Below are 12,818 nucleotides of genomic sequence, written 5' to 3'. Positions count from 1 at the left end.
TTAACATTACTTTAGCGCAGCAACTAATTAGCTACTACTAATAACAACTATCAGCCATTAAAAAACCAGCTATAGCAGCTGGTTTTATTATAATTTAATTAATTTATGCGTTAGCGACCGTGGCATCGAATCCCGCTTCATCAATGGCAGCAGCGATTGTCTCTACACTGGTTTTACTGTCATCAAAAGTGACGGTTGCTTGATTATCAGCAAGCTCGATACTGATGTCGTCTAACCCATCGATATCGGCAGTAGCATTATGAACACTTGCCACGCATCCGCCACAAGTCATACCATCAATTTTAATAACACGTGTTTGATTTGCCATGTTAGGCTCCTTACTTTTATTTATGAATAAACGGTTTCTTCTTTCTCTTTCTACTCATACTGATTACGACAGTATTCAGTTAATATAAATTTTTTTAGCGCTCATAACAACAACATCTGGTTATCAACTTTCTAACCAAATTTAATCCTCATAATGTGGATTTTGCGGCGAATCGATCGGAAAAGGCTGGGTGACATAATCAACCATGCTAATTGCCGCTGTAAACGCATGGATACTGGTATCAGTATCATCATAACGTACAAGCGCCGTATGGCTATCGGTATTTAGCTCAATTTCGGTGACACCTGTGATATTTTTTAGCGCTGTCATCACGCTCTCTAACCCTTCAGTATCATTGATATTTTCGATGCTTACCTGTGCAATTTTAATCGCCATCATTATGCTCCCATATTGTTGATGTCATTGCTTTAATAGTTGTCATTAATGAGTATCTAAAACATCAAACCCTTTGACCAACTCATCGAGCTGTTTAAGCTGACGTAAGAACGGCTCTAACTGGCTCATACGTAACGCACAAGGACCATCACATTTTGCTATCTCAGGATTTGGATGCGCTTCTAAAAATAGTCCTGACAATCCAGTTGCCATACCCGCACGGGCAAGCGTGGTAATCTGCTCACGGCGTCCGCCTGCACTGTCACTACGCGCACCCGGCTGCTGCAAGCTATGCGTCACATCGAAGAATACCGGAATATCCATCTGCTTCATGGTATCAAAACCCAGCATATCGACGACCAAATTATTATAACCAAAAGCACTACCACGCTCACAGAGAATAAGCTTATCGTTACCACCCTCAAGGCATTTATTGACGATATGACGCATCTCATGCGGCGCTAAAAACTGAGCTTTTTTGATATTAATAATGGCATCAGTCTTTGCCATCGCGTGGACCAAATCTGTCTGACGCGATAAAAACGCAGGCAGTTGGATAATATCAGCAACCTCGGCAACTGGTGCCGCTTGATAAGGTTCGTGCACATCGGTAATAATCGGTACTTGAAATTTTTCTTTGATTTGTCCAAGCCAGTCGATACCCTTCTCTAGTCCCGGACCACGATACGAAGTAAGACTTGAACGATTGGCCTTGTCAAAGCTGGCTTTAAACACATAGCCAATACCTAGTCGCTGGCAAATATCAACATATTGCTCAGCAATCTCAAATGCCATCTCTTTTGATTCTAAGACATTCATGCCACCAAATAAGACAAAGGGCTGATCGTTACCAATATTTATGATTTTATTATTAGGAGTATTCAGTTGAATATGTGATTGTGCTGTTAATAAGTTTTCCATCAATCGAGTATCCTGTTTATTGTTATCAATATCTCTAGCCTATATTGTAACCGATAGACTCATTAAAAAAAGAAGATAAGCGTAATAATAAATTAACCATAAAAAAAGACCAATCCGTAGATTAGTCTTTTTTATATCGAAAACGATTACAAATTAATAGTTATTTCGCTTCACTATAGTTCTTTGCCGCTTTTACAAAGCTATTAAACAATGGATGACCACCACGTGGTGAGCTAGTAAATTCAGGATGGAACTGTACCGCGACAAACCATGGATGGTCGCTAATCTCTACCGACTCAACCAAATGCTGCTTAGCTGAATAGCCTGATATGGTCATCCCTGCTTGCTCTAATGGCTCGATATAGCGGTTATTCATCTCATAGCGATGGCGATGACGCTCAGTGATATTGGTAGCGCCATAGATTTGCGCAAGCTTACTACCAGCAACCAGCTCCGCTTGCTGAGCGCCTAAACGCATCGTACCGCCAAGGTCTGAGTCATCACTACGAATCTGCAATTCGCCGCGCTCATCTAACCATTCGGTAATCAGACCAATAATAGGCTCAGCTGTTTTGCGATCAAACTCAGAAGAATTGGCATCGATATGTAGCACATTACGCGCGTATTCAATCACTGCTAACTGCATACCTAAGCAGATGCCTAGATAAGGCACCTTGTTTTCGCGAGCATAGGTAATGGCTTTGATTTTACCCATCGTGCCGCGCTCACCAAAACCACCTGGTACTAAGATAGCATCGGCATTATTTAACTGTGCCAATAAGCTGTCGTCATCTTCTAAACGCTCAGCATCGATATAATCAATCTTGACATCGGCTTTATGAGTGATACCCGCATGCAGCAATGCTTCATTGATCGATTTATAAGCATCTGGTAGCTCAACATACTTACCAACCATCGCTATCGTCACGCTCGACTCAGGATTTAGCTGCGCTTCTACTACTTTGTCCCAATCGCTTAAATCAGCTTCTGGCACATCAAGCCCAAAACGCTCACAAATTAAATCATCAAGATCTTGCTCATGTAGAGTACGCGGTATTTGATAAATACTTTGCGCATCTTCACACATGATAACTGCACGCTCTTCGACGTTGGTGAATAGTGCAATCTTGCGGCGGTTATCTTGTGAGATATGATGATCAGAGCGGCAGATCAAGATGTCAGGCTGCAAACCGATAGAACGCAGCTCTTTGACTGAATGCTGTGTTGGCTTGGTTTTGGTTTCGCCAGCACTAGCAATATACGGCACCAGTGTTAAATGCATCAGGATGGCGCGATTGCGACCAAGCTCTACTTGCATTTGACGTACTGCTTCCATAAATGGTAGCGACTCGATATCACCTACTGTACCACCAATCTCGATAATCGCGATATCGTAACCTTCGCCACTGGCAAGGATTTTACTCTTAATCTCATCAGTGATATGCGGAATAACCTGTACCGTACCGCCCAAATACTCGCCGCGGCGCTCTTTGTTCAGTACGTTCTGATAGATGCGACCACTGGTAAAGTTATTGCTTTTACTCATTTTTGAATGGCGTAAAAAGCGCTCATAATAGCCCAAGTCCAAATCCGTCTCGGCGCCATCTTCGGTGACGAATACTTCGCCATGCTGGAACGGGCTCATCGTCCCTGGATCGACGTTGATATACGGATCCATCTTGGTCATTGTGACGGTCACGCCACGTGCTTCTAGGACCGCAGCAAGAGAAGCAGCGGTGATACCTTTTCCTAGTGAGGACACTACCCCACCGGTCACAAATATAAACTTGGTCATAGTACTCTGTCGGTAATTGGTAAAGAAGGATTTTACTAAAAATACGTCAAAAAATATAGGGCAAAAGCATAAACTCTTTGAAACTCTGCATTTTTAGCGTTTGTCTGTTATAAACGTATAGCTATTATAGCTCACTAAACCTTTAAAAAGACCATAACAAAAAAACTCACCCCGAAGGATGAGTTTTTTATAATACGATTCTAATGATTAGATTAGAATTTGTATTCTAGACCAGTACCAACTACGAATACTTCTGCATCGCCATTTGTACTAGCAAATATGTCTTCGTTAGTAACAGGATTTTTTGTACCAGTGTTGTATGAATAGCCTACATTATCAGCTTTGTTCATACCAGCATAAAGATGAGCAATGATGTTGTCTTTATACATGTATTTGCCACCAACAACAATTTGATCTGAGTCAGAGTTGTCAAAACCATTTAGGTTTGATGTGTTGTTATACTGTGCATAGACAGATGCTGGACGGGCAAAGTTCGTTAGAGGCATTTCACCACTGATTACGAAACCTTTTTCTTTTGACTGGCCGCCATCATAATCAGCAACTTGATATAGCGCACCCAATCTTACTGGAGCTGCCATATACTTGCCTAGATCTACAGTTGCAGTACCACGGATGATATCACCAGCGATGTTTTGATCTTTGTCATAAGCTAGACCAGCAGTGAAACCAGTACCTTGGTCAAATAGTGCTGCAACACCAAAGCCTGCATTATCGTTACCATTGGCATCATCAGAGCTGTACATTGCAGAGATTTCTAATGGTAAGTTATTATATTTAGGCGCAGTCCAAATGATTGAACTTGGAATACGGTTACTGTCAGCCATGTTCAACGCTGAAACAATTTCTTTCTCATTTTGAGTCTGACCTAGGTTATCAAAATAACCTTGGTTCACAACAACGTTGTCAATACGAGCTAGGCTTGATTGGTTTTTACCAACACGGAACTCACCGAATTGCTTGTTTACAACACCTAGGAAAGTATCACGGTTTTTAAAGCCATTACTATCGCCATCGATGCTTGTGCCATACTCTAACTGATAGATAACATCAGTATTAGCAGTCATAGCTTCAGAACCTTTAAGACCGATACGTGAAGCATGAGAGTTAATCTCTACTGTATCTTCATCATACATGTTGCCAGTAGGACCATCCAACTCAGCATTAACATAGTCCATAGCTAAAAAAGCTTTACCATAAACAGTTGGAGCTGCGTTGGCTGCAGATACAGATAGGGCAGCGATTGCTGTAGCTAAAAGTAGTTTTTTCATGGGGGTATCTCCACTTTACAATTTTAGTAATGAGCGAGCTATTATTAGCCGGTGCCCAAAATGGTATCGTCACAAATCCTCAAAGATATAATGTGTAACTGGCTACCGAGATTAGTCAGAAACAAGTGTGGCGAAGTTCTATTACCGTAAGATGAAAAAAACCATGACTTACATAACTTGGATTAAAATCGTAACTGCCATGTAAACGTTGGTCTTTATCGCTCTGTTGCGTAACATACGTTACCAAACTCATACTTCAGCTACAAGCATAACAACTTTGACATAATTTGCAACATATTTTTGATGCTCTTATAGCGAAAATCTTAGAAAACGCCTTTCTATATAGGATAGATGTTGATAAAAATATAGACAAAAAAACACCCTTACTCGCTTAAAACGAATAAGGGTTAGGCTTCTAAAAACAATCAGAAATACTAAAATTATTGATAATCGGCTATGCTAAAACTTGACAGTCAGCTACTTCTCACAAAGTAGACTGATTACCAAGTTTAGTATTGTTTTAGCTTTCGCAAGTCATACTGGCTTTTAGATCCAGACGTGCTTGATGCAATAACGGCTCAGTATAACCACTTGGCTGCTCGCGACCTTTAAATACTAAATCACAGGCAGCTTTAAAGGCATAAGAGTTGTCAAGGTCCGTTGCCATTGGCTGATAATCGGCATCACCAGCGTTTTGCTCATCGACAATTTTTGCCATACGTTTCATAGCATCCATCACTTGCTGCTCACTAACGACGCCGTGATGCAACCAGTTAGCGAGATGTTGACTTGAAATACGTAGCGTTGCACGATCTTCCATTAAGCCGACATCATTGATATCAGGTACTTTAGAGCAACCAACGCCTTGGTTTACCCAGCGTACTACATAACCTAAGATACCCTGAGCATTGTTATCAATCTCTTGCTGTTTTTCTTCTTCAGTCCAATTGGTGTCTTTTGCCAATGGAATGGTCAAGATATCATCGATGCTAGCACGCTCACGTGACTTTAGACGGTCTTGAACTTCAGCAACATTGACTTGATGATAATGCATACTATGCAGAGTTGCACCCGTTGGTGACGGCACCCAGGCGGTATTGGCCCCTGCCTGTGGATGGGCAATCTTGGTGTCCATCATCTCTTTCATCTCGTCAGGTTTTGCCCACATGCCTTTACCAATCTGCGCATGACCTTGTAGACCCGTCTCAAGACCGATATCGACGTTCCACTGCTCATAAGCAGGTAGCCACGTTTGCGACTTCATATCGCCTTTACGGACAAATGGACCGGCATTCATACTGGTGTGCATCTCATCACCGGTACGATCTAAAAAGCCAGTATTAATAAAAATCACACGCTCTTTCGCTTGGCGAATGGCTTCTTTTAAGTTGACTGTCATACGGCGTTCTTCGTCCATAATACCGATTTTGATGGTATTACGCTCTAAACCTAACAAATCTTCTGAGGCGTTAAATAAGTCATTCGCCATTTTGACTTCGTCAGGACCATGCATTTTTGGTTTAACGATATACATTGAGCCTTTACGTGAGTTAGATAGCTCGGTTTTACCTTTTAAATCATTTAATGATAATAAAGGCGTAATAAGTGCATCCATCAGACCTTCAAAGATTTGCTCAGCACCATTACCCAAATCGACCATAATTGCTGGATTTTGCATCAAATGACCGACGTTACGGATGAGCAATAATGAGCGACCTGGCAAGGTTAAAATATCACCCTCTGGGGTGGTATATTCACGATCAGGATTTTGTTTACGGGTGCGAGTTTTACCGCCCTTCTCGAAGGTTTCTTGCAAATCGCCGTTCATTAAGCCAAACCAGTTGCGATACGCTTCAACCTTTTCTTCAGCATCGACCGCAGCGATTGAATCTTCAAAATCTTGAATTGCAGTAACCGCTGATTCTAATAAGACGTCTTTGATACTGGCAGGATCATCTTTACCGATTGGATGGTTACCATCAATTTGAATCTCAGCATGGAGGTTATTGTTCTTCAATAATATAGCACTCGGACTGCTCGCGTCGCCTACGAAACCTACGAACTGTGCAGCATCTTTTAATTGTGTGCTGCTATCGCCTTGCGCAATCTCAAGCTTACCATCGACGACTTTAAAACCTGTTACATCGCTATAAGAGCCTGACGCTAGGGCAAAGCTTTTATCTAAGAAATTTTTGGCATAAGCAACAACCGCTGCACCACGTGTCGGATTATAGCCGCCTTTCGCCTCTTGACCATTTTTATCACTGATAACATTGGTGCCGTATAAAGCATCGTATAAACTGCCCCAACGCGCATTATTGGCGTTCAACGCATAGCGGGCGTTACGTACAGGTACCACCAACTGCGGTCCTGCAATCACCGCAATCTCGTCATCGACATTTTCTGTACTGACGCTGAATGCTTCGCCTTCTGGTAAGAGATAGCCAATTTCTTGTAAAAATGCTTTGTACGCCGGATAGTCAATCTCACCATTTTTGGCAGGATGGTCCAGATGCCATTGATCAATCTGTCCTTGAAGCTCAGCGCGCGTTGCAAGCAACGCTTTATTACGCGGCGTAAACTCTTTAATGACCTTTTCAAAACCTGACCAATAACCGTCTGAATCAATACCGACTTTCGGCAGCACTTCATTTTCAATAAAATCGAACAGCTGCTGATCGATGGCAAGAATGCCTTTCTGAACGCGATTGGCATTAGAAGACTGGCTCATACTGTTATCCTTATCTATTTGTGAGATTTTGGTACTGCGCTGCTAAAACATACCCTATCCATGGAGACAGTCATGCACAAGGGTCTATAAAACAGTATTCAAAGTAGTAAATATTCGACCATAAGCGACAAACCATGTAAATCTGTTGCTACATTACATTGGTCATCATTTTTTAACGGTGTTGAGCGGTGTTTAACGTTTTATTATCAGATACTATCTAGATAGGTCTTCAGCAAAGACGAGCGACAAACCTTAGATTTTGAGACGCTATGGATAGTTGATATAATAGTGACTGCCTACTATCAGCAGACACGCAATAATAAGACAAAATATTCTAAAAGCAAAATATTATCCTACTATCAAACAATAGAATAAACAAGGAAACCTCATTTAGTAACTAAATGCTTAGGCTGTATATAAATGATACTCTATAAGCCATCAGCACTAGCAGCGAAAACTCTATTGTTTGTGTCTATCAACTTAACGGTAAGTATAAACTGTAAGTAATCATTACAGCATCCATTTATGCGTAACAGTTATCTATCATAGCAAAGCAGGTTGATTAATTTAAATAAATTTATTGCATTAACAGTCACTCTTTTTATAACTTATTCATTCACTCGCCAATAAAGCCCAAGCAAACTATGACTATAAACTCTCAAGACCCATCGCTATCTAAAAAAAATCCTAACTCCCCTTCTAAATCTCATACTGCTGCAAAAGATAGTGCTGTCATAAATGCGGCATTAGAAGTTAGTGATAATGACATTAGTAGTGAAAGTAGCAGTAATGAAGACAGTGTCGATATTGCTCAGCTTAGTCCGCCGTTAAAGGTAGATTTATCGCCTATTTATAATTTCTTGGGCGCGCGAACCTCACAAGCTTGGGTTAATGCTGCCATTGATAATTTACCGCTGATTATTCAAGACCATGCCAATTGTGAAAAAAAAGCCGCCGGTACCGCGATGAATCTCATTTTTCGCTATGAGTTCTCCTATGATTTGCAGCGTAAATTGGCACAGCTGATACGTGAGGAAATGCTACATTATGAGCAAGTACTAGGCATTATGCATGAGCGTGGTCAAGCGTGGAAATATCTAAGTGCTGGGCGCTATGCTAAAGGTATGCTGAAACACAAACGCAACTATGAGCCTGCCGCCATGATAGATGTGCTTATCATTGGGGCGTTTATTGAAGCGCGCTCTTGTGAGCGCTTTTCGGCACTTGCTGAGGTTATCGATGACGCGCGTTTGGCAAGATACTATCGCTATTTATTAAAATCAGAAAGTCGCCATTTTGAAGATTATTTGGCATTGGCGCAGTCATTGTCTGCTGACAACATCGATGAGCGTGTGGCATTCTTTAAAGAAGTAGAAGCAGAGCTGATAGCAACTCCAGATAGCGAGCTGCGCTTTCATAGCGGCGAGCCTGCTATTTTATAATTTATTGAAAAAAATCTGGATAAACAAAAAAAAGGTGCGGCAAGCAACGTATGAAACGTTATATCTTGTCGCACCTTTTTCTATTTTTAAATGTCTTATTTTTAATTATCCTAAGCTTTCAAGCCGATACTAAAAATCCTTTTCTTCAAGATTCAATACGCGGGTTTGTGCGTTATCAATATTTGCGTAGCGATTTAAATCATTTATCCCTTCGCTTTTAGCACCGTTCTCAGTAATGGTATGTTCATTGATACCGTCATCAAAAGCATTGCCCTCTTGATCGCGACGATCTGGCTGACGGGCAAGATGATCGCCATCATTGACATGCTCCGAGCCCACAACAGTTTCTTGAAAAGTAGCCGTTCCTTTATTAATAGTAGTATGATTTTCGATACTGTCATCAGTCGACATCACATTATAGCTATTATGATGGATACCTTCATGCGTATGGTCACCATGCTCATGATGCTCAGCGTCATCGCTCGCATATCTGGTGCCAATAACGGTCTCTTGAAACGTCTCTGTACTTTTATCTGCCCTATCATCATGATGCGCTACATGAGTGCTGGCTACGATACTATCAGCCATAGCATCATGTGTCTTAGCATTATGGATGTTATCACCGTCGATAGGCGTTTTAGTTAACGCTGGGTCTTTGGTTTGCATTGTCATATCCTTATGTTTTTAGTTAGAATTTCTTATTATATTGTTCGGTATTAAAAGTCTGATAGTTTGTGAATATGAGAAAAAAACTATTCATTGCCTTTTTGTGACAAATCATAAGCATTTAAATCGCCAACATTCTTACCGCCATCAGGTAGGTTTTCTTCTTTACGTGGATCAGCATATATCTCATCAGTCTCTTGAGACTTCTGCTGTGGTCCATCAATTTCAGGCTCGTATTTGCGACCTTCGTAGCTGTCTGCTGCATTGTCTGGGTGCAGTGCTGCTGGATCATCAATTAATACAGGCTCTTCATTATTTGGGCGCATATTGTTAGTTTGAATATTGTCTATCTGACTATCATGTGACATAGCGGATCCCTCGCGTTTATAAGTATTTTATTAGATGGTCTTTTAATTATTTATCGGTACGCAGCTCATCATCAATAAAAGGCGTTTTTTCTTTTTCGGTTAAAGACTCTGGTACATCAACGGGCTTACCATTTTGTAGATTTTGCTCGATTTGTTGACTGTCTGTTTGCTCAGCGGCTTTTTGAATATCTGAGGTATCGCTGTTTACTTGACTCATGATTGAATTCCTACTTTTTTATTGGTGTAATTTTATAGGGACTGGTTTTTATAGACAGACTGTTTATATACTTAACTTAACCAAGTATAAGTAAAAATTTCATACACTTACCAGTGTGCTGCCGTATCTATATGTGAATAAGTGTGAGCTTACTAGACGGTTTGTAACTAAAAAGTAAGTTGATAAGCATAAAAAAACCAAGCACAGAGCAGTCTCTATGCTTGGTATGTCTGATGATCAAAGATGTGGATAGTATCAAATAGTAGATGAAACTAATCAGCCTAATGACAGCTATTAAGCTATACCGACTCACCTACACCATTAATCATCTTTAACAAATACTCTTGAGCGATGTGTGGCGCCTCTCCTGCTACTGGCTGGTTTTGCTGCCAACTGCCATCACCGCTCAGCGTCCACGATTGCGTATTGTCTTGAAGGTAATTTAACAGTCCATCTTGATAAATCTGCTTGGACAATCTTTTATCTTCAATTGGAAACGCCACCTCTACACGGTGAAATAAGTTACGATCCATCCAATCAGCGCTGCCACAATACAAGCGCTCATTACCATCATTATGGAAATAGTAAATGCGGGTGTGTTCCAAAAAGCGACCAATAACAGAACGTACAGTAATATTTTCAGACAGCCCTTTTACTTGCGGGCGCAAGCAGCAAATAGAGCGCAAAATAAGCTCAATTTTGACCCCTGCTTGTGATGCATCATATAATTTATCAATCAGACGGCGCTCGGTTAAAGCGTTTACTTTTATAATAATGTGACCGCGCTTGCCAGCTTTGACATGAGCAATTTCGGCATCAATAAAATTCATCAACTTATCGTGTAAAGTAAAGGGTGCATGCAATAACTTTTTCAGATTTGCAGGTTTACCCATGCCGGTAAGCTCATTAAAAATCTTATGAACGTCTTCAGAAATATCAGGATCAGCGCTGAATAGCCCATAATCCGTATAAACTTTAGCATTAGCTGCGTGATAGTTGCCTGTGCCTAAGTGTACATAACGGCGGATTTTATCATCTTCACGGCGTACGATAAGCATTAGCTTAGCATGGGTTTTATAGCCAACAATACCATATACCACTACCGCGCCTGCCTCTTGCAAATAATTAGCCACTGCGATGTTTGACGCTTCATCAAAGCGCGCACGGAGCTCAATAACAGCTGTGACCTCTTTGCCATTAAGCGCAGCAGCAGCCAGTGCTTGCACAATCTCTGAATTGGTACCTGAACGATAAAGCGTTTGCTTAATAGCCAAAACCTTTGGATCGTTGGCAGCTTGCCATAACAAATTCACAACCGGTGAAAACGCATGGAAAGGATGATGCACTAAGACATCGCCTTTACGCATAGCAGCAAACATACTGGTGGTTTTATCAAACTTATCAAAATCACGGCGGAATGACTTGGGCACGATATGGGTAAATGGCTTATAGCGCAGCTCTGGTATATTAAAATCAAATAGCAATCGCGTTAAGTTAACCGGTCCGTTGACGCGGTATAATTGGTTGTCATGCAGCTCAAACTCATTAAGCAGATAATCACTAATCGGCGTCGGGCATTCAGTAGTGACTTCAAGCCGCACCTTATCACCAAAGCGGCGATTTTCAAGCTCACCTTCAAGTGCCTTAGCGATATCTTCAACATCATCTGCCAAATCTAAGTCAGCATTACGTGTGAGCCTAAATTGATGACAACCGGTAACATTGACTCCGGGGAATAGCTCACCGATATGCTCATGGATGATCGCTGAGAGCATCACGTGGTGCTCTTTGCCGCCAGTTAATTCATCAGGTAGACGGATAACACGCGGCAAGCTACGCGGCGCAGGGACGATAGCCAAATTGATATCGCGACCAAAGGCATCCTTGCCTTCTAAAGTCGCTATAAAGTTTAAGCTCTTATTCACCAAGCGCGGGAATGGATGCGCAGGATCAATACTAATAGGCGTCAATACTGGTGATACTTGCTCAATAAAATAGCGCTTCATCCATGCTGATTGTTCAGCGTTTAGCTCATCGCGTTTTAGGTAGCGAATATCCTCAAGCGCCAATGCCGGCAATATATCTTCATTCAAAATACGATATTGCTCAGCGATAGCATCATGAGTCACTACTGATATTTCATTCAGAATTTCGCTTGGGCGCATACCATGAACACTGGTCGATACGTCACCCAAATTGAGCTTTTGCATGATACCAGCAACGCGAATCTCAAAAAACTCGTCGATATTGGATGAAAAAATCATCAAGAAGAATAGACGCTCAAGCAAAGGATGGCGTGGATCTGCCGCTTGTGCCAAGACCCGCAGATGAAACTGCAATAGAGACAAGTCGCGATTAATATAGCTGCTTGGTGAATAATTGCCGTCTTCTGAACGTTGCCAGTCAACCTCGGTGAAGCTCTCTTTGCTATTTAAATGGTTAAGGCTGTCATCGGTAGGAGAGTTGCTATTATCAACGGTGCGGTCTGCGTTGCCTGCACCGCTCTTTCTATTAACATGATCATTTGCATCAATAATATCAGTCATCTTATTACCACTATTGTGCTTATTATCTATCTCTGCCACGTTATCACTCCTTTACCGTTATTAAGCTGCCATTATTTTTACATCAATCTTATTCTGTCATTACTTTTATACCATACTTT

General features: G+C 41.3%; 11 protein-coding genes. 1 reads left to right on the top strand and 10 read right to left on the bottom strand.

Annotation, left to right across the window (positions count from 1 at the left end; translation table 11 throughout):
- Positions 1-103: 103 nt before the first annotated feature.
- The 6 genes from ACMHKH_RS00755 to ACMHKH_RS00730 all read right to left on the bottom strand — a co-directional run bounded on the left by ACMHKH_RS00755 (position 104) and on the right by ACMHKH_RS00730 (position 7,460).
- On the bottom strand, positions 104-328 hold the full coding sequence (locus ACMHKH_RS00755; RefSeq protein ID WP_413518773.1) for a heavy-metal-associated domain-containing protein: 225 nt from the start codon (positions 326-328) through the stop codon (positions 104-106).
- 141 nt (positions 329-469) lie between these two features.
- Positions 470-724 carry a cation transporter gene (locus tag ACMHKH_RS00750; RefSeq protein ID WP_413518772.1) on the bottom strand — a complete coding sequence of 85 codons (255 nt, stop codon included), beginning with the start codon at positions 722-724 and terminating at the stop codon, positions 470-472.
- Positions 725-769: 45 nt separating this feature from the next.
- A complete protein-coding gene (gene kdsA, locus ACMHKH_RS00745; protein ID WP_413518771.1) occupies positions 770-1,645 on the bottom strand; it encodes a 3-deoxy-8-phosphooctulonate synthase in 876 nt (291 codons plus the stop codon).
- A gap of 160 nt (positions 1,646-1,805) precedes the next feature.
- A complete protein-coding gene (locus ACMHKH_RS00740; RefSeq protein WP_413518770.1) occupies positions 1,806-3,440 on the bottom strand; it encodes a CTP synthase in 1,635 nt (544 codons plus the stop codon).
- Positions 3,441-3,652: 212 nt separating this feature from the next.
- Positions 3,653-4,729, bottom strand: coding sequence for a porin (locus tag ACMHKH_RS00735; RefSeq protein WP_413518769.1), 1,077 nt, complete (start codon positions 4,727-4,729; stop codon positions 3,653-3,655).
- Positions 4,730-5,249: 520 nt separating this feature from the next.
- Positions 5,250-7,460 (bottom strand): malate synthase G, encoded by a 2,211-nt coding sequence (locus ACMHKH_RS00730; protein ID WP_413518768.1) that lies wholly within the window; start codon positions 7,458-7,460, stop codon positions 5,250-5,252.
- 644 nt (positions 7,461-8,104) lie between these two features.
- Between ACMHKH_RS00730 and ACMHKH_RS00725 the strand changes: the two genes are divergently transcribed.
- Positions 8,105-8,902, top strand: coding sequence for a tRNA-(ms[2]io[6]A)-hydroxylase (locus ACMHKH_RS00725; protein WP_413518767.1), 798 nt, complete (start codon positions 8,105-8,107; stop codon positions 8,900-8,902).
- Positions 8,903-9,031: 129 nt separating this feature from the next.
- Here the strand turns inward: ACMHKH_RS00725 and ACMHKH_RS00720 are convergent, their stop codons facing one another.
- The 4 genes from ACMHKH_RS00720 to ppk1 form a co-directional block, all read right to left on the bottom strand.
- Positions 9,032-9,568, bottom strand: a complete 537-nt coding sequence (locus tag ACMHKH_RS00720; protein ID WP_413518766.1) for a hypothetical protein — start codon at positions 9,566-9,568, stop codon at positions 9,032-9,034.
- A gap of 86 nt (positions 9,569-9,654) precedes the next feature.
- On the bottom strand, positions 9,655-9,936 hold the full coding sequence (locus ACMHKH_RS00715) for a hypothetical protein (protein ID WP_413518765.1): 282 nt from the start codon (positions 9,934-9,936) through the stop codon (positions 9,655-9,657).
- A gap of 46 nt (positions 9,937-9,982) precedes the next feature.
- Positions 9,983-10,153 carry a hypothetical protein gene (locus tag ACMHKH_RS00710; protein ID WP_413518764.1) on the bottom strand — a complete coding sequence of 57 codons (171 nt, stop codon included), beginning with the start codon at positions 10,151-10,153 and terminating at the stop codon, positions 9,983-9,985.
- 299 nt (positions 10,154-10,452) lie between these two features.
- Positions 10,453-12,738 carry a polyphosphate kinase 1 gene (gene ppk1 / locus ACMHKH_RS00705; protein ID WP_413518763.1) on the bottom strand — a complete coding sequence of 762 codons (2,286 nt, stop codon included), beginning with the start codon at positions 12,736-12,738 and terminating at the stop codon, positions 10,453-10,455.
- Between the last annotated feature and the right edge of the window lie 80 nt (positions 12,739-12,818).

This window comes from Psychrobacter glacincola (assembly GCF_965118485.1).
Taxonomy (GTDB): Bacteria; Pseudomonadota; Gammaproteobacteria; order Pseudomonadales; family Moraxellaceae; genus Psychrobacter; species Psychrobacter glacincola_D.
This window is presented reverse-complemented; position numbering and strand designations above follow the sequence as displayed.

Coding starts and splice junctions, on each gene's coding strand:
- ACMHKH_RS00750 (WP_413518772.1), bottom strand. CDS start 724: ATGGCGATTAAAATTGCACAGGTAAGCATCGAAAATATCAATGATACT.
- kdsA (WP_413518771.1), bottom strand. CDS start 1,645: ATGGAAAACTTATTAACAGCACAATCACATATTCAACTGAATACTCCT.
- ACMHKH_RS00755 (WP_413518773.1), bottom strand. CDS start 328: ATGGCAAATCAAACACGTGTTATTAAAATTGATGGTATGACTTGTGGC.
- ACMHKH_RS00720 (WP_413518766.1), bottom strand. CDS start 9,568: ATGCAAACCAAAGACCCAGCGTTAACTAAAACGCCTATCGACGGTGAT.
- ACMHKH_RS00735 (WP_413518769.1), bottom strand. CDS start 4,729: ATGAAAAAACTACTTTTAGCTACAGCAATCGCTGCCCTATCTGTATCT.
- ACMHKH_RS00725 (WP_413518767.1), top strand. CDS start 8,105: ATGACTATAAACTCTCAAGACCCATCGCTATCTAAAAAAAATCCTAAC.
- ACMHKH_RS00715 (WP_413518765.1), bottom strand. CDS start 9,936: ATGTCACATGATAGTCAGATAGACAATATTCAAACTAACAATATGCGC.
- ACMHKH_RS00740 (WP_413518770.1), bottom strand. CDS start 3,440: ATGACCAAGTTTATATTTGTGACCGGTGGGGTAGTGTCCTCACTAGGA.
- ACMHKH_RS00730 (WP_413518768.1), bottom strand. CDS start 7,460: ATGAGCCAGTCTTCTAATGCCAATCGCGTTCAGAAAGGCATTCTTGCC.
- ACMHKH_RS00710 (WP_413518764.1), bottom strand. CDS start 10,153: ATGAGTCAAGTAAACAGCGATACCTCAGATATTCAAAAAGCCGCTGAG.